Annotated in this window: 21 protein-coding genes; 10 read left to right on the forward strand and 11 right to left on the reverse strand. The window is 73.1% G+C overall.

The features are described from left to right. Nucleotides 1-79: 79 nt before the first annotated feature. The 7 genes from FJ658_RS11590 to FJ658_RS16660 form a co-directional block, all read right to left on the reverse strand. On the reverse strand, nt 80-1366 hold the full coding sequence (locus FJ658_RS11590; RefSeq protein WP_141145544.1) for a hypothetical protein: 1287 nt from the start codon (nt 1364-1366) through the stop codon (nt 80-82). A 72-nt stretch (nt 1367-1438) separates the two neighbouring features. Then, a complete protein-coding gene (locus FJ658_RS11595; protein WP_141145545.1) occupies nt 1439-2746 on the reverse strand; it encodes a phosphotransferase in 1308 nt (435 codons plus the stop codon). A 272-nt stretch (nt 2747-3018) separates the two neighbouring features. Beyond that, nucleotides 3019-3693, reverse strand: coding sequence for a histidine phosphatase family protein (locus FJ658_RS11600; RefSeq protein WP_141145546.1), 675 nt, complete (start codon nt 3691-3693; stop codon nt 3019-3021). A 107-nt stretch (nt 3694-3800) separates the two neighbouring features. Further along, the gene (locus FJ658_RS11605) at nt 3801-4079 is read right to left on the reverse strand and encodes an acylphosphatase (protein ID WP_141145547.1); all 279 of its coding nucleotides are present in this window, start codon (nt 4077-4079) and stop codon (nt 3801-3803) included. Nucleotides 4080-4107: 28 nt separating this feature from the next. Beyond that, complete coding sequence (locus FJ658_RS11610; protein WP_141145548.1) at nt 4108-5661, reverse strand: DUF2510 domain-containing protein; 1554 nt, start codon at nt 5659-5661, stop codon at nt 4108-4110. 226 nt (nt 5662-5887) lie between these two features. Next, nucleotides 5888-6037, reverse strand: a complete 150-nt coding sequence (locus FJ658_RS11615; protein ID WP_141145549.1) for a DUF2510 domain-containing protein — start codon at nt 6035-6037, stop codon at nt 5888-5890. Nucleotides 6038-6042: 5 nt separating this feature from the next. Further along, entirely contained in the window at nt 6043-7170 is a 1128-nt protein-coding gene (locus FJ658_RS16660; protein WP_219995769.1) for a DUF2510 domain-containing protein, read from the reverse strand. 153 nt (nt 7171-7323) lie between these two features. Between FJ658_RS16660 and FJ658_RS11625 the strand changes: the two genes are divergently transcribed. Then, nucleotides 7324-9963: an RNA helicase gene (locus FJ658_RS11625; RefSeq protein ID WP_141145550.1), complete on the forward strand. Its 2640-nt coding sequence runs from the start codon at nt 7324-7326 to the stop codon at nt 9961-9963. Between the two features lie 27 nt (nt 9964-9990). Here FJ658_RS11625 and FJ658_RS11630 read toward each other — a convergent pair whose 3' ends face one another. Next, nucleotides 9991-10413: a hypothetical protein gene (locus tag FJ658_RS11630; RefSeq protein WP_141145551.1), complete on the reverse strand. Its 423-nt coding sequence runs from the start codon at nt 10411-10413 to the stop codon at nt 9991-9993. Nucleotides 10414-10608: 195 nt separating this feature from the next. Between FJ658_RS11630 and FJ658_RS11635 the strand changes: the two genes are divergently transcribed. The 3 genes from FJ658_RS11635 to FJ658_RS11645 all read left to right on the forward strand — a co-directional run bounded on the left by FJ658_RS11635 (nt 10609) and on the right by FJ658_RS11645 (nt 13611). Then, entirely contained in the window at nt 10609-11757 is a 1149-nt protein-coding gene (locus tag FJ658_RS11635) for an inorganic phosphate transporter (protein WP_141145552.1), read from the forward strand. Continuing rightward, entirely contained in the window at nt 11754-11960 is a 207-nt protein-coding gene (locus FJ658_RS11640) for a hypothetical protein (RefSeq protein WP_141145553.1), read from the forward strand. The genes FJ658_RS11635 and FJ658_RS11640 overlap by 4 nt, the downstream gene beginning before the upstream one ends. Before the next feature lie 61 nt (nt 11961-12021). Continuing rightward, nucleotides 12022-13611 carry an aspartate ammonia-lyase gene (locus FJ658_RS11645; protein ID WP_141145554.1) on the forward strand — a complete coding sequence of 530 codons (1590 nt, stop codon included), beginning with the start codon at nt 12022-12024 and terminating at the stop codon, nt 13609-13611. 41 nt (nt 13612-13652) lie between these two features. Here the strand turns inward: FJ658_RS11645 and FJ658_RS11650 are convergent, their stop codons facing one another. Then, nucleotides 13653-16121: an ATP-dependent DNA ligase gene (locus tag FJ658_RS11650; RefSeq protein ID WP_141145555.1), complete on the reverse strand. Its 2469-nt coding sequence runs from the start codon at nt 16119-16121 to the stop codon at nt 13653-13655. A 58-nt stretch (nt 16122-16179) separates the two neighbouring features. Between FJ658_RS11650 and FJ658_RS11655 the strand changes: the two genes are divergently transcribed. Further along, entirely contained in the window at nt 16180-17088 is a 909-nt protein-coding gene (locus tag FJ658_RS11655; RefSeq protein WP_141145556.1) for a Ku protein, read from the forward strand. A gap of 27 nt (nt 17089-17115) precedes the next feature. Here FJ658_RS11655 and FJ658_RS11660 read toward each other — a convergent pair whose 3' ends face one another. Further along, nucleotides 17116-17382: a Rho termination factor N-terminal domain-containing protein gene (locus FJ658_RS11660; RefSeq protein WP_141145557.1), complete on the reverse strand. Its 267-nt coding sequence runs from the start codon at nt 17380-17382 to the stop codon at nt 17116-17118. A 189-nt stretch (nt 17383-17571) separates the two neighbouring features. On the opposite strand from FJ658_RS11660, the gene FJ658_RS11665 reads away from it, so the two are divergent. Then, on the forward strand, nt 17572-17901 hold the full coding sequence (locus FJ658_RS11665; protein ID WP_141145558.1) for an ATP-dependent DNA ligase: 330 nt from the start codon (nt 17572-17574) through the stop codon (nt 17899-17901). Here the strand turns inward: FJ658_RS11665 and FJ658_RS11670 are convergent. Continuing rightward, a complete protein-coding gene (locus FJ658_RS11670) occupies nt 17867-18880 on the reverse strand; it encodes a YihY/virulence factor BrkB family protein (protein ID WP_141145559.1) in 1014 nt (337 codons plus the stop codon). The two genes, FJ658_RS11665 and FJ658_RS11670, sit on opposite strands and share 35 nt — an antisense overlap. 103 nt (nt 18881-18983) lie before the next feature. Here FJ658_RS11670 and FJ658_RS11675 point away from each other — a divergent pair, with 103 nt between their 5' ends. The 4 genes from FJ658_RS11675 (at nt 18984) to FJ658_RS11690 (ending at nt 23076) form a co-directional block, all read left to right on the forward strand. Continuing rightward, nucleotides 18984-20378 carry an FAD-binding oxidoreductase gene (locus FJ658_RS11675; protein WP_370454794.1) on the forward strand — a complete coding sequence of 465 codons (1395 nt, stop codon included), beginning with the start codon at nt 18984-18986 and terminating at the stop codon, nt 20376-20378. A 135-nt stretch (nt 20379-20513) separates the two neighbouring features. Then, on the forward strand, nt 20514-21104 hold the full coding sequence (locus FJ658_RS11680; protein WP_141145560.1) for a hypothetical protein: 591 nt from the start codon (nt 20514-20516) through the stop codon (nt 21102-21104). A gap of 50 nt (nt 21105-21154) precedes the next feature. Continuing rightward, on the forward strand, nt 21155-21697 hold the full coding sequence (locus FJ658_RS11685; protein ID WP_141145561.1) for a hypothetical protein: 543 nt from the start codon (nt 21155-21157) through the stop codon (nt 21695-21697). A gap of 98 nt (nt 21698-21795) precedes the next feature. Continuing rightward, the gene (locus FJ658_RS11690) at nt 21796-23076 is read left to right on the forward strand and encodes an MFS transporter (protein ID WP_141145562.1); all 1281 of its coding nucleotides are present in this window, start codon (nt 21796-21798) and stop codon (nt 23074-23076) included. The last annotated feature ends 42 nt before the right edge of the window (nt 23077-23118 follow it).

Here is a 23118-nt window from a genome sequence, read left to right on the forward strand (position 1 = left end):
GCGCACGGTCGGCGCCGTGACCGCTCCCGGCCACGTGCGAACAGGGCCTGCCGGAGGGGGAGTGCTCCGGACGGGCGACTCAGGCCGCGGTCAGCTCGTCGCCCACCGTGACGGCGCCCACCGCGACTGCGATCGTGCCGAGCGGGATGTGCAGGTGCTCGGGGCGCATGCGCTGCTCGGAGACCGCGTCGAAGAGCCCCAGGTCGAGCTGCATCGCCCGCACGAGCGCGTCGTCCTCCGCGACGCCGGCGCCCTCGAGGAACGACTGCCGCACCTCGGCCGCCCAGCCGTCGCCGGCCTGCGCGAGCCCGGCCGCGTAGTCGATCGACCGCAGCACGGCCGCGATGTCGCGGCCGGGGAGATCGGCGCGGTCGTCAGCGGGCACCGGCGCGGCGCCGCCATGGTCGGCGATGCGCCACTCGCCGTCGGGGGTACGGCGCAGGGCGGTGAGCTCGAGGCTGCCGTGCACGCTCTGCAGAGCGGGCCAGGCGGCGTCCTCGGCGTCGTCGAGCAGACGCTGCGCGGCGGGGGCGAGCATCGCCACATCGGGGATGCGGTGGCTCGCGGCGAGCAGGCGGGTGCGCCAGGCGGCGAGCGTGCGCTCGCGTTCGGCCGCGACGAGCGGCCGAGCGGTGTCGCGCAGTCCGGCGTGCATGCGGGCGACGGCGGCGCCCATCGCGCGCACGTCGTCGCGCACGTCGCGACCGGCCCGCGCGGCGCCGATCAGATGCGTCCAGCCGTCGATGCTCCCGGTCTCGGTCTGCTCGGCGAGGGCCAGGTGGGCGGTCTCGACCCAGTCGTCGTCCTCGGTCCAGGTCGCGCGCAGGGTGCCGACCAGGCGGGGGCGCACCGCGGCATCCGTCAGCTGCTCGGCGGCGGCGGCATCCGGATGCGGTCCCGGCAGCAGCTGGCGGTACACGGTCACGTCGATCTCGGGGCGGCCGTAGACCTGCACCGAGAGCCGGGCTCGGGGACCCGCATCCTGAACCGCCTCGCACCGCACGACGAAGCGATCGTCGTCGGGGTCGATGAGGGTCCCGGCCTCGTGCATGCCGGCCAGCAGGGCCGCCGCATAGGCGGTGTCGCCGACGCCGTCGAAGAGCGCGGCGCCGCCGTAGCCGCGGCCGATCCAGCGCGGGTCGGAGGGGTCGGGCGCGACATCGCGCTCGACGACGGGCACCTGGTAGAGCATCCCGTCGTCACGGGCGTCGTCGGCGACGACGAGCACGCGCACGCGGGCGGTCGGATCGGCCGAGGGCAGGAAGATCTCCGCCAGCTCGCGCAGGCGCGGGCGGGCGTCGCCGTTCGGCAGATACCAGGACTGTCGGGACATCCACTCCGAGATGCGGTCCAGAGTGCTCTGCATGTCCCCCTTTATATCCCCCCTTCGGGGGACAGCGCCTCCGGGATGGCTGGGAGAGCCGGCGCGTCGCCGCGATCAGGCCTCGCCGACGGCCGCGATCCGCGCGACCGCGGCGAGCGGGATGCCGATCCAGTCGGGGCGGTTGCCGGCCTCGTAGCTCACCTCGTAGACCGCCTTGTCGAGCTCGAGGGCGGCCAGCAGCTCGGTCGGCGCGGGGGCCGTGCCGACCTCGTCGGCGTACCCGGCGAGGAACGCCGCGCGCGCCGACTCGGCCCAGGCTCGGCCCGCGCCGCCGTGCGCGGCGGCGGCGTAGTCGAAGCTGCGCAGCATCCCGGCGACATCGCGCAGGGCCGGCTCGGGTCGGGTGCGCTCGGCCAACGTGCGCAGGGGCTCGCCCTCGAAGTCGATCAGCAGCCAGCGGCCATCGGGAGCGAGCAGCGCCTGTCCGAGGTGCAGGTCGCCGTGGATGCGCTGCAGCGGCCCCCAGGGAACGGAGGCCGCCGCGGCGTAGCGGCCGCGGATCGCGGCCAGATGCGGCGCGAGCTGCGGCGCGACGCGGGCCGCCGCCTCGAGTCGCGCGTCCCAGACCGCCATGAGCGCGGAGACGTCGTCGTCGCCCGCCTCGGTGACGCCCAGCTCGCGCGCGAGCACCGCGTGGGCTTCCGCGGTGACGCGGCCCAGGGCGCGAGCGGCCTCGGAGAAGTCGCTGCCGGAGGCCGCGGCGCGCGTCGCGTGCGCCCAGCCGTCGATCGCCCCGCTGACGAACTCCTGGGCGACCACCAGGTCGCCGCGGCCGAGGGCGCCGGCGGCGTCGGTCCACTCCGCCGCGAGCGCCCCGAAGAACCGCGGCACCACGGCCGACCCGGCGTCGCTGAGCGCCCGCTGCAGCTCGATCTCGGGGTTCTCGCCGTGGTGCACCACGCGGAACAGCTTGAGCACGAGGTCGACGTCGCCGGCGCGCGGGATCACGAGCGAGGTGTTCGACTGCTCGCCGGCGAACACGACGGCGGGGGAGCGCGGAACGTCGCCGAGCGCGGCGCCGCCCGCGGAGAGCTGCGCCACGAGGGCCTCGGCGAAGGCCGGGTCGCGCGCGCCGTCGGCGAGGGCGACCCCGGGGGCGCGGGCCACGACGTGCTCGGTCGCGGTGGACGGCCGGGCGACGAGGCCGACCTGGTAGACGGGATGCCGTGGGTCCGCGTCGTCGGCGAGCAGCAGGGTCAGGGCGGCGGCGCCGTCCGGGTCGCTCGGGTGATCGATGCGGCTCACCTGGCGCAGCCGGGGCGTGGAGCCCTTCGCGGCGAACCAGCGCTGGGTGCGCATCCACTCGCCGAGCGCCGCCCAGGCGTGCGCGTCGAGCTCGGGTGCTGGCGTCGTGTCGCTCACGTTCTCCTCCCGGCGTCGGCCCGGCGGCTGACGCGGCGACCTCCCCGGTTCGGGTGCCCCTCGTCGCGGGCGCCACCCGAAGACGGACGCGCGGGGCCCTGCCGGGCCCGCCTACCGTCATCGGCGGAGACCATCATGACGACGATCGCACACATCGCCCTCGGCGACGACACCGCACCGGCACCGCTCAGCGGGCTCTGCGGTGAGCAGAGCGACCTGGGCGCGATGCTCGGGCTCGGCGACGACGAGCGCTGACCCGCGCGCCCGCGATCTCAGTCGAGATCGGCGAGCGGCTCGCCCATCGGATCGGCTCCGCGTGACGGGGGCGCGGCGACCGGCGACCCCGCCCAGTCGGTGATGATCCAGCCGTCGTCGGCGGAGCCCTCGACCGCGACCACGGCCGTGTTCGCGAGGGGCTGCCGCGCCGAGAAGTCCGCGGGCAGGTTGCGCGCACGCCGGGCGCACCAGACCCGGATCGCCGCGCTGTGCGTGACCACGGCGACGGCGCCATGGAGTCCCGCCGTCCGGCGTTCGGCGTCGAGACGAGCCAGCGCCGCATCGAATCGGGCGAGGAACTCCCGCCCGTCCGGTCCGCCCGGGATGCGCGGCGCGAGAGAGCCGTCGCTCCAGGCGTGCACGGTCGTCAGATAGCGCCCGATCGCGGCGCGGTCGTCGCGCCCCTGCAGAGCGCCGGCCTCGATCTCCTGCACGCCGTCGAGCAGGACGGGCCGGAGTCCGCGATCCCGCGCGAGCGGCTCGGCGGTCTCGCAGGTGCGGACCATCGACGAGCAGCGCACCTCATCCACCGGCTCCCCGGCGAGTGCGCGAGGCAGTGCGGCCGCCTGCTGTCGCCCGAGGTCCGTCAGCCCCGGCCCCGGCACGACCGCGTCGAGCACCCCGGCGACGTTGAGGGGGGTCTCGCCGTGACGGATCAGGAGCACGCGCATGGTCTGACGAGCTTAGGCGGGCGGGCGGTGAGGGTACCGGGGCTGTCTGCTCGCCGTCGGCGCAGGCGTCGGTGTCGGTGTGGTGTCGGAGTCGCCACGAAGGCGGGTCAGCGCACGGTGAAGCCCGCGTCGCCCTCGCGCACCGCTCGCTCCTCGACCGCGACGCCGTCGACGCGCGCCCAGGAGGGCCCCTCGGCGAGGAAGGCGCGCAGCTGGTCCAGCGCGGCCGGCGAGCCCTGCGCCTCCAGCTCGACGCTGCCGTCGGCGCGGTTGCGCACCCAGCCGGCGAGGCCGAGGCGCTCGGCCGTCTCGAGGGTCGCCCAGCGGAAGCCGACGCCCTGCACCCGCCCGGTCACGACCGCGTGGATGCGCGTGAGCCCGGTCATGCCGACGACGGTAGCCCGCGCATCCGGCTCAGGCCAGGCGCACCTGGAGCGTGAGCGCCCAGACCAGGATGTCGTGCTGGAAGAACCAGAGCAGCGCTGCGGTCGTGCCGACCGACACGAGCGGCATGAGCAGCGTGGTGACCGTGAACGGCAGCGTGCGGGCGCCCTGCTTGCGCAGCGTGTGCTGACGCGCGATCAGGTACCAGAACGGACCGAGCACGGCCCAGGCGGCACTCGCCTGCTCGGCCCAGCCCATCCCGCGCAGACGGCTGCGGTCGACGGCGGCGAACACGATCGGCGCGACGACGAGCAGCACGGGCAGGGCCAGGAGCGCGACGGCCAGATCGGGCAGCTCGACCGCGAAGCCGAGGGCGCCGATCGGCACGACCGTCGCGGCGACCGGCGCGAGCGCCAGCAGCACGGCCGAGGTCGTCACCGAGCCCGTCGGCATGAGCCCGCGCCACCAGTCGTTTGCCGGGCGCGAGGGGCCGACCGAGGGGGCGCTCGGGAGAGGGACGGGCATCGGCAGCGGCGGGAGCGCACTCGCCGGGGCCGGGAGCGGACTGCCGTCGGGCGCGAAGTCGGGATTGAATGCGGGCGCGGCCGGAGCAGCAGGTGCGGCGTCCGGAGCCGGGGCGGCAGCCGGAGCCGCGGGGGCGACCGCGACCGCGGCGGGCTGACGCGGCGCGATCGCGGCGACCTCGCGTCGGGCCGGCGGAGCGACAGCGGGCTCGCTGACGGTGATCGGGGATGCGGTGCTCGGCACGACGGGAGCCGTCTCCGGTGAGACGACGGGCGCGGCGGCCGGAGCCGGGGCCGCTTCCACCACCGGTGCCGGCGCCGTCATCGGGGCCGCGACGGCCCCCACGGCCCGTTTCGGCACCGCCGCGCGCGCCTCGGCGACCGGTGCGGCGCCGCCGGAAGGACCAGTCGTGGTCGCCGCCGGATCGAGCACGGCGGTGCCCGGCGTCGGGTCGGCGACGAGCTCGCCCGGCTGCGGGATGCGCGAGTAGTCGGGAGCGGCGCGCTCGGCCGCGGCCTCGGCGGAGGCGAGGAAGTCGGCGAAGCTGGGCAGGGCCGGGGGCGCGACGGCGACGTCGACGGGCCCGGGAGCGAAGACGGCGTCGGGCACGGGGCCGAGCTGGGCGCGCGAGGTCGGCGGCGCGGCGACGGGAGCCGCCGACGGCGGGACGACCGCCTGCGGTTCACCGTGCCCCGCGCCGGCGTCGCCGGGAGCAGGATCGGGAGTGGATGCGACCGTCGGCGCCGCATCGGCGGGCGCCGGGTGCAGCGGCGTCACGCGCGCCAGCGGCTCGGCGGGTGCTTCGACGCCCGAGGGGTCGGCGGTGCGCGCGGCCTCGCGAGCGGCCTGTCGGGCCGCACGCCGCGACGACGCGGCCGGGCGGCCGTCGTCGACGGAGTAGGCGCTGCCGAGCGGCGGCGCCACCGCGACGGGCGCGCCCGAGGGCTTGGGCATGGCGTTGTCGGTCCAGATGACGCCGTCCCACCACCGCAGGCCCGTGGCGTCGGTCGGATCGTCGTACCACCCGGCTCGCGGCCGTGCGCTCGCGATGTCGGTCATGCCTGTTCCCCCAGCTCGTCCCCTGCGTCCCCCCTGGCCGCACGAGTACCCCTGAAGTCTAGGAATCCGGGGCCTCCCACCGCCTCACCCCGAGAGGGGGACAGTGACGGGTGCTCACGGTCGGCGTGCGCGGAGAGGATGCCGACGCGCCCGCGCCGGGGGAGACGACGATGGGCACCCGCGGAACGCATCCGGGGTGCCCATCGGGGTCAGAGCTGCTGGTGCCTCAGGCGCCGGCGGCGTCGCTGACGACGCGGTCCGGCTTGGGGGCGGTGTGCGACGTCCAGTCGAGGCCGTTCCACCAGCGCACGAGGCTGCTGTCGTCGCGGTCCTCGTACCAGCCGGCCGGCACGACGCGGATCTCCTGGTCGCTCATGGCGCTCAGCCCTGCGCGTCCTGGTCGAAGCTGTAGATGCCCCAGTTGTCGACCTGCCAGGTGAACCAGCCGTTCGCCCGCTGCAGGCTGACGTTGATGCCCCAGCCGATCGGGTCGGAGGCCTTGTTCTTGGCCTTGCAGATCATCCCGTCGCCGACGATCGTCGGAACCTCCTCGGGGCAGCTGACGATGATGTCGGCGCCGAAGGCCTTGGCGCTGGCCGTGATCGACTGCTCGGCCTGGTCGGCGAAGGCGCCGGGGGCGAGGGAGATGATCAGGCCGGGAACCGCCACGACCGCGACCAGGTTGGCTGCGGCGAAGGCGAGGAGCCCGAGGATCGGGCCGAAGCCGCGACCCGTGCGACGCACGAGGGCGACGAAGCGGGCGATCAGGTAGACCGGGCCGCTGAGAACCGAGAAGGCCCAGTGCGCCGGGCGGTGGCCGCGGTCGCGCAGGATCTTCCAGTCGAAGAAGGCGAGCACGATCGAGCCGAGGTACGGCACGACCAGGCTGATGATCAGCTGCAGCGTGCCGCCGCTGTTCGAGACGAGGAAGAACATCGTCACGAGCAGCACGTAGAGCGGCGTCATGGCGATGACCCAGGCCGGTCCGGTCGAGGTCGAGCCCTTGGCGGTCGTCGCGGCGAGCGGCACGTCGGCATCGTCGGCGGCGGCCGGCACGAAGCTCTGCGACGCCTCGCTCACATGCGAGAAGGCGCTGCGGGATGCCGAGAGCGCGTCGCCGAGCAGGTCGTCGAAGCGGGTGTCGAGGTCGAAGGCCGGCGTGGTCGGCGCGTTCGACGGCACGAACTCGGCGAACTTCGCGGCGGGCGACAGCTCCTCCTCGACCATGGCCTCCTTGACCGGGGCCTCGAGCGAGAGCAGCGCCTCCTGGGTCGGCTTGGCCGGCTCCTCGGCGATCAGCGTCGCGCCGGCGTCGGTGGCCGGGGCCACGTCGTCGACGTCGGCGTACGTCAGGCGCGCCTGCTGCGTGACGGTCTCCTGCGCGACCATGGGCTGACGCGCGTCGGAGGTGTACTCCGTCCACGCGTGGTTGTCCCACCAGCGCAGCTGCGGCAGTCCGAGCGGGTCGGGATACCACCCCGCCGGAACGCGAACATCTCCCTCAGCCACAGATACGCTCCCCTTCGCGTCATCGTCCTGCACGGACCGCGCCCGTCAGGTGTGTCGACGGGCGGCGCCCGTCGCGGACTGAACCCGATCAGTCCTTATGGATGTGGAGTCTAGGGGCGGGCTGTGCGCTCGGGAACGGGGGATGCACGCCCCATGCGGGGGACAGCGTGCCCCCATTTCGCGGGCGTCGGGGGACAGCCTGACGCCGCCGGCGACGAGCCGGGAACCCCGTCCGATGAGCGCGGACGACCGAGCGTCGCCGGGGTGCGGCAGACTCGACACGTGCTCTCGGACCTGCTGACCGGCCCCTGGGATCCCGACGACTTCGCCGAGGGATTCGCCTCGTGGGCCGCCGGTCGCGGTCTCGCGCTCTATCCCGCGCAGGAGGACGCGCTGCTCGAGCTCCTGCTCGATCGGCACCTGGTCCTCAGCACGCCGACCGGCACGGGCAAGTCGCTCGTCGCGATCGCGGCCCACGCGATCGATCTCGCCCAGGAACGTCGCTCGGTCTACACCGCGCCGATCAAGGCGCTCGTGAGCGAGAAGTTCTTCGCGCTCGTCGAGCTGTTCGGCGCCGAGCGGGTCGGGATGATCACGGGCGACACGCGGGTCAACCCGGATGCGCCCATCCTGTGCTGCACGGCCGAGATCGTCGCGAACGCGGCACTGCGGCAGGGGGCCGACGCGCCCTTCGACACGATCGTGATGGACGAGTTCCACTTCTACGCCGACCCCGAGCGCGGCTGGGCCTGGCAGGTGCCGCTCATCACGCTGACGCGGGCGCGCTTCGTGCTCATGTCGGCGACGCTCGGCGACGTCGGCGCGATCGCGGGCGACCTCGAGCGGCGCAGCGGCCGCGAGGTCGGCCTGGTGACCGGCGTCGAGCGCCCCGTGCCGCTCGACTTCCGCTACGAGCTGACGCCCGTGCAGGAGGAGGTCGAGTCGCTGCTCGCCGACGGCCTGGCGCCGGCGTATCTGGTGCACTTCTCGCAGGCGGCGGCCGTCGAGCGCGCTCAGGCACTGGCGAGCGTGCGCGTCGCCGATCGAGCGCATCGGGATCGCATCGGCGAGGCCATCGCCGGGTTCCGCTTCGCCCCGGGCTTCGGCGCCAGCCTCAATCGGCTGATCCGCGCGGGCATCGGCGTGCACCACGCGGGCATGCTGCCGAAGTACCGCCGCCTCGTCGAGACGCTCGCGCAGGAGGGCCTGCTGAAGGTGATCTGCGGCACCGACACGCTCGGTGTGGGGATCAACGTGCCTATCCGCACGGTACTGCTGACGGCGCTGACCAAGTTCGACGGCACCCGGATGCGGCAGCTGAGCGCGCGCGAGTTCCATCAGATCGCGGGGCGGGCGGGCCGGGCCGGCTACGACACGGCCGGCGAGGTGGTCGTGCTCGCCCCGGAGCACGAGATCGAGAACGCCAAGGCCGCGGCGAAGGCGGCGGCGAATCCCGCCAAGGCGAAGAAGATCGTGCGCAAGAAGGCTCCCGACGGCTTCGTCAGCTGGGGTCCGGGCAGCCTCGATCGCCTGCGCGCGGCGGAGCCGGAGGCGCTGCAGAGCTCGATGGCGATCACCGCCGCGATGCTCATCAACGTGATCGCCCGGGGGAGCGACGACGGTCGCGGCGTGTTCGACGACGTGCGCGCGCTCGTGCTCGACAATCACGAGCCTCCCGAGCGGCAGCGGGCGCTCGCGCGCCGTGCTCTCGGCATCTACCGCACGCTGCGCGCCTCGGAGGTCGTCGCGCAGGAGGGCGGCGGCTTCGACGGCACCGCGCGCATCCGGCTCACGGTCGACCTGCAGCCCGACTTCACGCTGAACCAGCCGCTGTCGCCGTTCGCCCTCGCGGTGCTCGAGCTGCTCGAGATGGACGCGCCCGGCTACGCGCTCGACGTGGTCAGCGTGATCGAGGCGACCCTCGACGACCCCCGCGCGATCCTCTCGCAGCAGCAGTTCCGGGCGCGCGGCGAGGCGGTCGCGGCCATGAAGGCCGAGGGCATCGAGTACGAGGAGCGCATGGAGCTGCTCGAGCAGATCACCTGGCCGATGCCGCTCGAGCAGCTGCTCGGCGAGGCGTTCGAGGTGTTCTCGTCGTCGCAGCCCTGGGTACGCGACTTCGCCGTGTCACCCAAGTCGGTCGTGCGCGACCTCTGGGAACGGGGCATGTCCTTCCCGGAGTACGTCGCATTCCACCAGCTCGGCCGCAGCGAGGGACTCGTGCTGCGCTACCTCTCGGATGCCTACCGGGCGCTGCGCCAGACGGTGCCCGAGGAGGCGAAGACGGACGAGGTTCACGAGCTCATCGACTGGCTCGGTGAGCTCGTGCGGCAGGTCGACTCCTCGCTCGTCGACGAATGGCGGGAGCTGATGGAACCCGGCGTCGCCGTGGCGACGACCGCGACGGCCGAGCCCGTCCGTCCGCCGGCGCCGGCGAGCGTCGTGCAGAACCGCCGCGCGTTCACGGCCATGGTGCGCAACGCGCTGTGGCGCCGCATCCAGCTCGCGGCGCGTCAGGCCGACGACGAGCTCGTCGCGCTCGGCGATGCGGTGGACTGGCCGGCGGGTCTCGACGCCTACTTCGACGAGCACGACGCGATCGGGATCGACGCCGACGCGCGATCGTCGGCGATGATCCACATCGACGAGGAGGCCGACGTCTGGCGGGTGCGGCAGACCCTCGCCGATCCGGTGGGCGACCACGATTGGATCCTGCGGGCCGAGGTCGACCTCGGCGAGTCGGCGGCCGCAGGACTGGCGGTCGTGCGCGTCACGGCGTTCGAGCGGCTCTGAGGGCGGCGCCGAGATCGTCAGCGCGGCTCACCAGCGGTCGCCCCCGAAGAGGAACGAGCGCAGCCCTCCCCGTCCGGGTCGCGAGCCGTCGTCGTCGAAGGACTCGCCCGTGAGGTCGAGATCGTCGGTGAGGACCGGGTCGTCGGGGTCGCGCAGTGCGCGGCGGTGCTCGTCGGCCACCGCGTCGTCGTCTTCGGGCTGCTCGTGCGCGGCGCGGATCGAATGCGCTACCCAGAGCACGGCCGGCACGATCCCGATCGCGACGCAGACGAAGCCGATCACCGTGAACACGATCGCCGCGACCGGCACGGCCTCGTGCCGGCAGGCCTCCGTCACGGCATACGCGCACCCCCGTCGGATCGACGTCGTCACGTCGACGACGGCGAACGAGACGGCGGCGGTGCCGAGCGAGCTCAGCGCCACCGTGCCGAGTGTTCTGCGTGTGGGCACGGGCATGCTTTCCGGACGCTGCGGAGGGAGGGTGCGTCCGCGTTCAGGCTAGGGATCCCGGATGCCCGGGGGACACGCCCAGAACGGGGCACCCGCGCCCGGGGTACAGAACGGTCGTCCGCGAGAGAGCCTCACGACACGCGATGTTCACCCCCGAGTTGTGCTCCGTTCACCTTGGTGGAAAGGTCGTCTCCGGTGGACGTCACACTCATGGTCGCGCTGGTCATCGCACTGGCTCTCATCTTCGACTTCACGAACGGCTTCCACGACACCGCGAACGCGATGGCGACCCCCATCGCGACGGGCGCTCTCAAACCCAAGGTCGCGGTCGCTCTGGCCGCCGTGCTCAACCTCGTCGGCGCCTTCCTCTCGACCGAGGTCGCCAAGACGATCTCCGGCGGCCTGATCCGCGAGGGCGAGGGCGGCATCCAGATCGGGCCCGAGATGGTCTTCGCCGGTCTGATCGGCGCGATCGTCTGGAACCTCGTCACCTGGCTGCTGGGGCTCCCGTCGTCGTCGAGCCACGCGCTGTTCGGCGGGCTGATCGGCGCCGCGATCGTCGGCGCCGGCATCCAGTCGATCGACGGAGCCGTGCTGCTCTCGAAGATCGTGATCCCGGCGGTCCTCGCGCCCCTGCTGGCGGGCTTCGTCGCGTTCCTGGCGACGAAGATCGCTTACGCCATCACCCGCAAGCGCGAGCGCGACGGGTTCAAGCGCGGCCAGGTCTTCACCTCGAGCCTCGTCTCGCTCGCGCACGGCACGAACGACGCGCAGAAGACGATGGGCGTCATCACGCTCGCGCTGATCGCGGCCGGTCTGCAGCCCGTCGGCAGCGGCCCCGAGCTGTGGGTCGTGATCATCTGCGCGCTGGCGATCGCCCTCGGCACCTACACGGGCGGCTGGCGCATCATCCGCACCCTCGGCAAGGGCATCACCGAGGTCGAGCCCGCGCAGGGCTTCGCCGCCGAGTCGGCGACGACCGCCACGATCCTGGCGTCGAGCCACCTCGGCTTCGCTCTCTCCACCACCCAGGTCGCCTCGGGCGGCGTGATCGGCGTCGGCATCGGCCGCAAGGGCGCCTCGGTGCGCTGGCGCACGGCGGGGCGCATCGCGCTCGGCTGGCTCGTGACGATCCCGGCGGCCGGTGCCGTGGGCGCGCTCATGGCCGCGATCGCGCACCTCGGCGTCGGCGGGGTCATCCTGGACGCCGCTCTCGCCGCCGCCGCGATCCTCGGCATCTTCCTCTACTCGCGCCGCGACTCGGTCGACCACAAGAACCTCGACACGGTCGAGCCGGGCGTCTTCGTGCGACCGAAGCGCCGCAAGCGGAAGGGCACGGCATGATCGACTGGGCTGCCTTCTTCGTGGTCGCGGTGTCGGCCCTGATCGCGGCGTGCATCATCGTCACGCTGTTCTCGCTCGCGCTCCGGCTCGGCGACGGCGCCGCTCCGTGGCGCCGCCCGGTGTCGATCGCGATGTACGTGCTGTGCGGCCTCGCGGTGCTGTTCGGCATCTACCTGATCGTCCCCGCCCTGCACGGCGGCTGATCCCCAGCCGGGGCGACGGCGCCCTGTGACAGGCTGAACCCGTGTTCCGAGGAGTGATCCGATGACCTATCCGCCTACCTCCGACGAGCAGCGTCTCAGCGGCGACGAGAACTTCGAGACCACGGGTCCCGAGCGCGCCGCCGACGAGCTCGCCGCCGCGGCCGAGACCCGCACCGAGTCGGACTCGCTGGGATCGCTGCAGATCCCCGCTGACAGCTACTGGGGCATCCACACGGCGCGGGCGCTCGTCAACTTCCCGATCACCCGCCGCGCGATCAGCAACTACCCCGATCTGGTGCGGGCGCTCGCGCGGGTCAAGCAGGCGGCGGCGCGCGCGAACCGCGAGCTCGGCACCCTCGACCCGGCCAAGGCCGACGCGATCGAGTGGGCCTGCGAGCGCGTGCTCGCCGGCGAGCACCACGACCAGTTCGTCGTCGGCGCGATCCAGGGCGGCGCGGGCACGAGCACGAACATGAACTGCAACGAGGTGCTGACGAACATCGCCCTCGAGCACCTCGGGCGTCCGCGCGGCGACTACGCGAGCCTGCACCCGATCGACGACGTCAACCGCAGCCAGTCGACCAACGACGTCTACCCGACTGCGATCAAGCTCGCGATGATCTTCGGCCTGCAGCGCCTGCTCGCCGAGCACCGCCTGCTGGCGCAGTCCTTCGCGGCGAAGGGCCGCGAGTTCGAGCACATCCTCAAGGTCGGCCGCACCCAGCTGCAGGATGCGGTGCCGATGACGCTCGGCCAGGAGTTCACGGGCTTCGCGCACACCCTGGTCGAAGACCACGAGCGCCTCGGCGAGGTCATCCCGTGGCTGGCGGAGATGAATCTCGGCGCGACGGCGATCGGCACCGGCATCACCGCCGACCCGCGCTACTCGGATGCGGTGCGCCGTCACCTGGTCGAGCTGACCGAGCTCCCGTTCCAGACCGCCGCCGACCTGATCGAGGCGACGAGCGACGCGGGCGTGTTCATGACGCTCTCGGGCGTGCTCAAGCGCGCCGCGGTCAAGCTCTCGAAGATCTGCAACGACCTGCGTCTGATCTCCTCGGGACCGCAGGCGGGCCTCGGCGAGATCAACCTGCCGCCGCGCCAGGCGGGATCGTCGATCATGCCGGGCAAGGTGAACCCGGTCATCCCCGAGGTCGTCAACCAGGTCGCGTTCTCGGTGATCGGCGCGGACGCGACGGTCACGGCGGCGGCCGAGGGCGGCCAGCTGCAGCTCAACGCCTTCGAGCCGGTGATCGCCCACAGCATCCTGCAGTCGCTCGCGTGGATGACGAACGCCTGCCGCACGCTGCGGGTCAACTGCATCGACGGCATCACGGCGAACACCGACCGCCTGACCCGTCAGGTCGAGACCAACGTCGGCGTCGTCACGGCGCTCACGCCGTACATCGGCTACGCCGCCGCGGCCGCTCTGGCGCACACCGCGCTGACGACGCAGTCGTCGATCGCCGATCTGGTGGTGGATGCGCAGCTCATGTCGCGCGACGAGGTGCAGCGCGTGCTGTCGCCCGAGCGCCTGTCGGGCATCCAGCCGGTCACCGGCGTCGTCGACCTCGCGGCGATCCAGCACGCGCAGCGCGCGGCCGACGAGCGGGCCTGGGGAGCGCCGCGATCGGAGTCGGATCTGACCTGAGCTGACGCGGGGGATCAGCGGGCGCGCGGTCCGGCCGCGCCTCACTCGATGACCGGGTCGCCCGTCTCGTCGATCACGTCGCCCACGGCCTTGTCACGCCGCCAGCCCCGCCAGGCGGCTTGGCGCAGACGTCCCTCGCCGGTCAGCTCGGCGTACTCGACCTCGCCGACGAGGTCCGGCGTGATCCACTGCGCGTCGCGCGCGTCCTCGTCCGGCACCCCGTGGAGCGGGCTGGTCTTCCGGGCCTTGCTCTCGAAGCGGTCGCGCATCCGCTCGAGGTCGCGCTCGCGGAACCCGGTGCCGACCCGGCCGACATAGCGCAGCCCGTCGCCGTCGGGCACGCCCAGGAGGAGCGACCCGATCGTGGCCGCGCGGGCTCCCGTGCCGGGACGCCAGCCGGCGATCACGACCTCCTGGGTGCGCCGGTGCTTGAGCTTCAGCCAGTCGGCGCTGCGCTTGCCGGAGCGGTATGCGCTGTCGCGTCGCTTCGCCATGACGCCTTCGAGACCGAGGCGGCGGCTCACGTCGAGCGCGTGCTCGAGGTCGTCGCCGGCGAGCGGCGGCACCTGGATCGTGTCGTCGCCCGCGACGAGCTCCTCCAGTCGCCGGCGGCGGTCGGCCCAGGGGAGCGTCGTCAGGTCGTCGCCGTCGATCTCGAGCACGTCGAAGAGGAAGCCGGCGACGGCGACGCGTTTCTGCGCCGCGGCGACGTCGCGCTCGCGGGTCAGGCCGAGCCGCTGCTGCAGTCGGGAGAAGCTCGGGCGCCCGCGCGCGTCGAGGGCGACGATCTCGCCATCGAGCACGGCATCCCCGTCGACCAGCGCCGCGAGCGACTGCAGCTCGGGGAAGGTCGGCGTCAGGTCCAGCCCGTTGCGCGAGCGCAGCGTCACGCGCCCGCCGCGCACCTCGGCGAGAGCGCGCACGCCGTCCCACTTCATCTCGAAGGCCCAGCGGTCGGCGCGGCGGTCGCGCACGTCATCGGGGGTGCCGGCGGTCGCGAGCATGGGGCTCACGCCGCCGACGCGACGTCCCCCGTCGCCACGGCCGCCGCTGCCACCGCCGGCCGTGCCGTGCCGTCCGGCGCTGGCGGTGCGCGCTCGAGGCGACGCCGGCGCCGCATCCCGCGCGCCCTCCTCGGCAGCCTGCTCCTTCATCCGGTGCAGCAGCCACTGATCGGCATCGGTGTGGATGAGGGCATAGCGCCCGCTGACCCGGTCGCCGCTCAGCGTGACGATGACCTCCTCGCCCTCGCGCCACTTCTCCAGCTCGTAGGTGCCCTGGTCCCAGATCTGCACGGAGCCCGCGCCGTACTCGCCCTTCGGGATCTCGCCGGCGAAGTCGGCGTAGTCGAGCGGGTGGTCCTCGGTCTGCACCGCGAGGCGGTTGTGCCCGGGGTCGTCGGGGATGCCCTTGGGCACCGCCCAGCTGACGAGCACGCCGCCGTGCTCGAGCCGGAAGTCCCAGTGCAGCCGGGTGGCGTGGTGCTCCTGCACGACGAAGATCGGCGCGCCCTCGTCGCCGGCCGCGTCGCGTCGGGCGCGGTGCGCCTCGTCGCCGAACGGCTCCGGCGTGCCGCCGGCGCGCCGCTTCGCCCGGTACTCGCCGAGGCGCCGCTCGACGTGCCCGGCCTGCAGCGACTCCATCGGATCCGCGCGCTTCGCGACGCGCTCCCGCGCCTCGTCGATCTCGAGCTGCCGCAGCGACGCCATCCCGAGCTCGCGCCAGGTGCGCGGCACGGCCACGGTCGGCCGATGCCTTCCGCGCAGCGACCACGGCACGATCGTCGTCTTGCTGCCGTTGTTCTGGCTCCAGTCGACGAAGACGCGGCCGGTGCGCTTCGCCTTGCGCATCTCGCTGACGACGAGGTCGGGATGGTCGGCCTCGAGCGCCCGCGCGAGCTCGTGCGCGAAGGCGCTCATGTCGTCGCTCGAGCGGGTGCCGTCGAGACCGGCATAGAGGTGGATGCCCTTGCTGCCGCTCGTGACCGGCATCGGGTCGAGCCCCACATCCCGCAGGATCGCCCGCGCGAGCTTCGCCACCTCGACGCACTCGGGCAGACCGGCGCCCTCGCCGGGATCGAGGTCGAGCACGAGCCGATCGGGATCCTGGCGGCCGCCGCGGTAGCCGAAGCGCCACTGCGGCACGTGCAGCTCGAGGGTCGCCAGCTGGGCGAGCCAGACGAGGGTCGCGCGGTCGTCGACGAGGGGATAGCGGTTGTCGTGGTCCTTGTGCTCGATCACCCGCGTGCGCACCCAGTAGGGCGTTCCGGCGCCGAGGTCCTTCTGGAAGAACATCGAGCCCGGGTCGCGCTCGGTGCCGACGCCGTGCACCCAGCGCTTGCGCGTGGCGGGGCGCCCCTCGGCGAGCGGGACGAGCCGGTCGGCGACGGTCGCGTAGTAGTCGATCACGTCGCCCTTGGTCGTGCCGGTCTCCGGGTACATGACCTTGTCGAGATTGGTCAGCGTGAGGCGGTGTCCGTCGACGGAGACCGTGGTGCCGGGATCGGCCATGCTCCGAAGGCTATGCCGACCCCTGGGCTGATCGGCCGTTCTGGGGAACAATGCAGGAATGAGGGCGATCTGGAAGGGCTCGCTGAGCTTCGGACTGGTCAACGTGCCGGTCAAGCTCTACTCGGCCACCGAAGACCACGACCTGCCGATGCACCAGGTGCACGACGAGGACGGCGGGCGCATCCGCTATCAGCGCAAGTGCGAGATCTGCGCCGAGGTCGTGCCCTTCGAGCACATCGACAAGGCCTACGACGACGGCGAGCAGACCGTCGTGCTGACGAAAGACGACCTGGCGTCGTTGCCGGCCGAGCGCAGCCGCGACATCGACGTCGTCGAGTTCGTGCCCTCGCAGCAGGTCGACGACATCCGCCTCGAGCGCAGCTACTACCTCGCGCCCGACTCGAGCTCGATGAAGGCCTACACGCTGCTGCGCCGCACGCTGCAGGAGACCGAGCGCACCGCGATCGTGCGCTTCTCGCTGCGGCAGCGCACCCGCCTCGCCGCGCTGCGCGTGCACGACGACGTGCTCCTGCTGCAGACCCTGCTCTGGGACGACGAGGTGCGCGAGGCGGCGTTCCCGGGGCTGGATGAGCATCCCCGCGTCTCGGCCGACGAGCTGAAGATGGCGCAGCAGCTGGTCGACAGCTTCTCGAAGGACTTCGAGCCGGCGCGTTTCGAGGACGAGTACCAGGTGCAGCTCAAGCAGCTGGTGGAGGCGAAGCTCGAGCAGGGCGACGCGCTCGACACCGAGGAGACCTTCGGCCGCGAGAGCGGTTCGGGCGGCGGCGAGGTGCTCGACCTGATGGAGGCGCTGCGGCAGAGCGTGGAGCGGCGGCGCGGCGGCGGCTCGAGCGCGAAGGGCGGCGCGAAGAAGACCAGCGCGGGCACGAAGAAGGCACCCGCGAAGAAGCAGACCGCGGCGAAGGCTGACGCGAAGCCGGCGGCGAAGAAGAGCAAGGCCTCCTGAGGCGCGGCCGTCGGTCCGCCGGCAGCCCTAGGAGCCGCGGAGCGCCGCGATCAGCTCGCTCTTGCGCTGGCGCGAGTAGCCGGTGAGCCCGAGCTCCCTCGCTCGCGCGCGCAGCTCCGGCACCGTCCAGTCGTCGTAACTGCCGGCCTCGCCGCCCTTGCGGCCGATCGCGCTCTTCCCCTGCGCGGCGGCGGCGTTCGAGATGCGGGCGGCCTTCTGCTTGCTGGCGCCGTCGTCGCGCAGCTCCTCGTACATCTTCGGGTTCTTCAGGCTGCGGTTGCGTGATCCGGGCATGCGGTGACGCTACGACGCGGGCGGAAGCCGCGCGCGATCTCCCAGGCGCCCCGGATGCGGGCGGCGCCGACGACGCCGCATCATTACCAGGACGGCCCGGTCGGCGTCGACCCCCCTGGCCCGATTGCGCGGAATGCGAGAATGCCAGTCGACCGGTGCTCCGCCGGGGCGAGAAGGACGAGGAGATCGATGGGCAAGCTTCTGTACGGCGCGGTGAAGACCGAGATCGCGTTCGACGACCGCGTGCTCGCTCATCTGCAGGCTGTGATCTCGAGCAAGCTGCGTCGCGGCGAGAGCTTCTTCCTCAACTGGAAGGACGACCCGTCGGTCGGCGACGGCCACTCGGCGATCTGGATCGGGCCGGGCATCCCGCTGTTCTTCAAGTACTACGGCGGTCGCCCGATCGAGCTGAACCGTCAGTGGCTCGAGCAGCTGACCCTGTCGGCGGGCAGCAACGGCGGCCTGCAGCTCGGCGACGAGCCGGTCAGTCTGACGACGACGACGCCGAAGAACGACTGAGCTCCTCGCGGATCTCGCGGCCCGCCGCGAGGTCCTGGTCGCGCTGCCGGGCGAGCAGCAGCATCCGGTAGGTGCTCTTGACCGGCAGCCGCACGTGGTCCTCGGCCTCGAGCCCCCCGCCGAGCTGCACGAGGCGGATCAGCTCCACGTCGAGCTGGGCGCCGAGCACGAGAGCCGTGCTGCTGAGGTAGGCCCAGACGAGCCCGGCGAGCAGGATGCCGAGGCGGCCGTAGAGCTGGCCGTAGGAGTCGATCAGGTGAAGGTAGAGCGCGAACGCGCCCGTCACCAGGGTCCAGGCGGCGAGGGTCAGCAGCGAGCCGAGACTGAGGCGTCGCAGCCCGCTGACCCGCACGTTCGGCGCGTGCCGCTGCAGCAGCGCGAGCAGCACGACGAGCAGGACGAGCAGCAGGGGCCAGCGCAGCACGCCCCAGACGATCGACGTGACGGGGGCGAGCGGCCCGCCGGTCAGCTCGCCAGCCGTCTCGGGGCCGACCAGCAGCACGCCGATCGCGGCGCCGGCCAGCACGACCGTGGCGGCGGCGATCACGAGCATCCACCCGCGGAACAGCCAGAACGGCCGGCCCTCCTGCACGCCGCAGATCGTGTTGACGGCGCGGCCGTAGGCCGTGCACCAGCCGGAGACGGTCCACAGCGTCAGCGCGAGGCCGACCATCAGGGCGATGCCGGGGGAGCGGATGCTCAGCAGTTCGCCGACCGCATCGCTCACGGCGGCCTCCTGGCCGCTCGGGATGAACGGCCCCAGCAGCGCGACGAGCTCGCTGTCGGCGCCCTTCTCCGAGCCGCGCACGGCGAAGGCGGCCACGGCGAGCAGGGTCGCGGGGAAGGCGCTGAGCACGGCGAAGAACGTCAGTGCCGCGGCCGCGTCGTAGCCGCGACCACGCAGATAGCCGCGCCAGGTGCGCCGCAGGGCATAGAGGGCGCGTCCGCGCCGGGAGGCGGGCGCGGGGGCGGACGGCATGCTCGGATGCTAGCGAGAGCGGCCGTCGCCGGATCCCTAGACTCGGGTGACGACCAGGCGTCGCGCACCGGCGCGCGCCGCTGACGAAGGGCGGGATGTGCGCGTGACGCTGCTCTCGATCGACACGATCCGCGACGAGCTGGCCGAGCTGGGCGACGCGCTCGTGCTCGAACCCGCGGCGCTGGATGCGGTGCGCGCCGACAAGTCGGGCCACGCCTCCGCCGCGCGTCCGCTCGCGCTCGTCGAGGCGCGCAGCGTCGAGCACGTGCAGGCGACCATGCGCTTCGCGACGAAGCACGGCATCCCAGTCGTGCCGCGCGGCGCCGGCACGGGACTCGCGGGCGGCGCGATCGGCGGCGCGGGCGAGATCGTCGTGTCGGTGCGCCACATGGATCGCATCCTCGAGGTCTCGGTCGACGACGAGCTGGCTGTCGTCGAGCCGGGCATCGTCAACACCGACCTCAACGCCCGACTCGCCGACCAGGGGCTCTGGTGGGCCCCCGACCCGGCCAGCAAGGCCATCTCGACGGTGGGCGGCAACATCGCGACGAACGCCGGCGGTCTGCTCTGCGTCAAGTACGGCGTCACCCGCGAGGCGGTGCTCGCGCTCAAGGTCGTGCTCGCCGACGGACGGCTCATCTCGACCGGCCACCGCACCGTCAAGGGCGTGACGGGTCTGGACCTCACGGCGCTGTTGATCGGCTCGGAGGGCCTGCTCGGCATCGTCGTCGAGGCCACGCTCAAGCTGCGCCGGCTGCCCGAGGGCGAGCCGGTCACGATCGGCGCGACCTTCGCCGATGTCACGGCGGCCGCGCGGGCGGCGGCCGTGATCGCGACCTCGGCCGTGCGGCCGGCCGTGCTCGAGCTGATCGACGAGCGGGCGGTCGGGATGCTGGCCGCCTGGTTCGCCGGGCGCGGCGAGCAGGTCGACCTCGGCACGGGCGCCTACCTGCTGGTGCAGACCGACGGCGCCGACGCGCAGCGCGAGGCGCAGGACCTGCTGCCGATCATCGCCTCGCTCGGCGGACGCGCGACTCTGGCGGCCGACGCGGCGGAGGGCGAGCGTCTGCTGCGCATCCGCCGCTCCTTCCACCCGACGCTCGAGTCGCACGGCACCGTGCTGATCGAGGACGTGGCGGTGCCGCGCAGCGCCCTGCCGGCGATGTTCGCCGAGATCCAGCGCATCGAGCGGGAGCACGGCATCCCGATCCCGACCATCGCGCACGCCGGCGACGGCAACCTGCACCCGAACTTCGTCGTGCCGCGCGGCGCCGACGGGGTCGATGTCGAGGTGCCCGAAGAGGTGTGGGACGCGGCGGGCGCCCTGTTCCAGGCCGCCCTGCGGCTCGGCGGAACGCTGACCGGCGAGCACGGTGTCGGCATCCTCAAGAAGCGCTGGCTCGGCGATGAGATCGGCGACACGCAGCTCGAGCTGCAGCGCGGCATCAAGGCCGTGTTCGACCCGCAGGGGCTGCTGAATCCGGGCAAGGTGCTCTGACTTGAGGTCGGCGCCGTCGGCCCGGGTGAGACCGGCCGATCGCGCTCAGGAAACACCCGGGAAGCACCTCGCGAGCGCTCGGAATACGAGGCCAGGGTCGGCGGTTGCAGGCCTTGGAAGGGAGCGACCCGCTACATGATCACCTCGGATTCCCTGCGTCAGACCCCGCGCGACCTGCGCCCGCTGACCGTTCCTCGCCCCGCGATGGGCGAGCTGAGACTGCGCCCGACGATGCGCGGCAACGGCTTCGTCGTCGGCTCGGTGGATGCGAACGGTCCGGACACCGTGGGCTTCGCGAACCGCGACCGCGTCGCGTGGCGCGACACGTCGATCGAGCTGCCGGAGCTCATCCTGCTCAGCCAGGACGACGTTCTCGGTGTCCCCTCCTGGGTCACCGACCAGCAGGTCGTCGACTTCCTCGGCCCGGGCCTCGTGGCGCGCGCTCTCATGCGCTCGAACCACCCGGTGGGCCGCGGCGACGACGTGCGGGTGATCTCGACCGACCCGCTCGTGTCGGAGATGGCGACCGCCTGGGCGCGCCACCTCGGCGCCCACATCGTGGCCGAGGGCCCCGCGCTCGTGCTCGAGCACAGCGACCGCGGTCGCGTGCTGCCGCAGGCGCACGGTCGACTCGCGCAGGCTGCGGTCGACGTCTTCCAGGCCATCCGCGCCGGGATGTTCGCCGACATCGACGCCGCGCAGCCACGCACGATCACCGCGGCCTGAGGTCGGTGTCCCGCCGCCTGTGGGCACGGCGCCGGCCGTAGGCTGAGCGCATGACGTTCCTGCCGATCCCGTCCGACGACGAGCTCTCGGCGACGGCGCGGATCGCGGTGCTGCGTCGTCTGCCCGACGGCGCCGTGCCGAGCCCCTCGGAGCGCGCCCTGCTCGGGCACCTGCCGAGCTTCGACGCCTACACCCACTGGCACACGCTGCGCGACGAGCTGGTGCCCTACATCGGCCAGCGCGCGGTCACGCTGTTCGGCTACGCGATCTGCGACGCGTTCGACAGCGTGCACGGCACGGCCTTCTTCCGCCGCCTGCTCGCGCAGGACGGCGGCGACCCCGACGCGACGCAGGTGACCGAGACCGAGCAGCTGCTGCTCGACTGGGGGCGCCGCATCGGCGACGATCCGACCGCGATCCCCGAGGACTTCGCGGCGCGGGTGCAGGCGAAGTTCTCGCCGGGGCTGCGCCTCATGCTCGTCGCCTTCGCCGGGCAGACGACCGCCGCCTGCACCTTCGCGAGCGCCGGACGCGTGCCGCTCGATCCGGAGCTGCTCGCGTTCCGCCGGCCCGGCGACGACCGCATCCAGTAGTCGCCTGATCGCTGCCGGTCGGACAGGTCGGCAGGATCTCGACGAGGCACGTCCGTCATAGAGCGCTCGAGCGCCGCGGCGACCGAGATACTCGACGGGTGACCGCTCCCTCCCCGTCGCGTCGGCGCCGCATCCACCCCGCCTGGATCGTCGCCGCCGTCGCGTTCCTGGCGCTTCTCGGCGCCGCCGGATTCCGCTCGGCGCCGAGCGCGCTCATGGTGCCCATCGAGCAGGAGCTGGGCTGGTCGCGGGCCGAGCTGTCGATCGCCGTCGGGGTGAACATCCTGCTGTTCGGCCTCACCGCGCCGTTCGCCGCCGCGCTCATGGAGCGGTTCGGGCTGCGCCGGGTCGTGTCGATCGCCCTCGTGCTGATCGCCGGGGGAGCCGCGCTCAGCACGCTCTCGACGGCGCCGTGGATGCTCGTCGCCACCTGGGGCGTGCTGATCGGCCTCGGAACGGGGTCGATGGCACTCGTCTTCGCCGCCCTCGTCGCCGACCGCTGGTTCGTGCGGCGCCGCGGTCTGATCACCGGCGTGCTGACCGCGGGCTCGGCGACCGGCCAGCTCATCTTCCTGCCGATCGTGGCACGCGTCGCGACGGACGCCGACTGGCGCATCGCCTCGCTCATCATCGCCGGCATCGCCCTCGCGGTCGTGCCGATCGTCGCGATCGGCCTGCGCGACTCGCCCGCCCAGCTCGGCATGACCCCCTACGGCTCGCCCGCCGACGCGCTGCCCGTGTTCCCGCCGCGCAGTCCCGTCGATCCCGCCCGCCGCGCCGTGCAGGTGCTGGGTCGCGCGGCGCGCGTGCGCACCTTCTGGGCGCTGTTCGCCGGCTTCGCCATCTGCGGAGCCACGACGAACGGGCTCATCGGCACCCATTTCATCCCGGGCGCGCACGACGTGGGCATGCCCGAGACGACGGCGGCCGCCCTGCTCGCGGTCGTGGGCATCTTCGACGTGGCCGGCACGATCGCGTCGGGCTGGCTGACCGACCGAGTGAACCCGCGCATCCTGCTCGCCGTCTACTACGCCGGGCGCGGCCTCGCTCTGCTCCTGCTGCCGTATCTGCTGGCGTCGACGGTGCAGCCGCCCGTGCTCATCTTCGTCGTGGTCTACGGGCTCGACTGGGTCGCGACCGTGCCGCCCACCGCGGCGCTCTGCCGCGAGCTCTTCGGCGTCGACGGGCCGGTCGTCTACGGCTGGGTCTTCGCGGCGCACCAGCTCGGCGCCGCGGCGGCCGCCGTCGTGGCGGGCGTCATCCGCGAGCAGAGCGGCACGTACACGAGCGCGTGGTTCGGAGCGGCCGCGCTGTGCGTCGTCGCCGCGGTGGTCAGCGCGGGCATCTCGCGGCGGCGCATGCCGCTGCCGACGACCTGAACTCGGGATGCGGGGCGCGGCCCGATGGGGACTGCTCACCAC

This window comes from Schumannella sp. 10F1B-5-1 (genome assembly GCF_006517535.1).
Lineage (GTDB): Bacteria > Actinomycetota > Actinomycetes > Actinomycetales > Microbacteriaceae > Schumannella.